Source organism: Niabella aquatica, assembly GCF_054779315.1.
Map to the genome: position 1 here is coordinate 1 of NZ_BAAGYM010000040.1, position 508 is coordinate 508.

Consider the following 508-nt stretch of genomic DNA (forward strand, 5'->3'; position numbering starts at 1 on the left):
ATGAACCGAATGACTATTGCTTCCTGGAAGCTAATCCTGCTTTCATTAAACAAACCAGGCTCGAAAACGCCATGGGCAGAACTATGAAGGAACTGGCACCCGAGCATGAACCGTTTTGGTTCGAGGTATATGGAGAGATTGCCAGGACCGGCGAACCGAAACGGTTTGAGCATTATGCCTCGCAAATAGCTGGCGGCGTATGGTACGAAGTGTATGCATTTAAAATTGGCAAGCCTGAAGAACGCAAGGTTGCTATCCTTTTCAAAGATATTTCCGAGCGCATACGATGGGAACGGAAGCTCATCAGTACCAATGAACTCTTGCAAGCCACATTCGACAATTCGCTGCAAATTATGCAGCTGTTCAAATCCATACGTGATGAAAAAAATGGCGACATCGTTGATTTTGAATGGGTGATGACCAATAAGCGTTGGAACGAACTATATGGTGCTATGGTGGGAAAGCGGCTGTTGACATACAACCCGGCAGTTATCGAAACTGGATTGTT

The 508-nt window shown here is 45.7% G+C and carries 1 protein-coding gene; it reads left to right on the top strand.

Going from position 1 to position 508, the window contains the following annotated elements; translation table 11 throughout:
- A partial coding sequence (locus ACYVBM_RS22445) for a hypothetical protein (RefSeq protein WP_460687943.1) occupies positions 1 to 508 on the top strand: 508 nt, incomplete at both ends.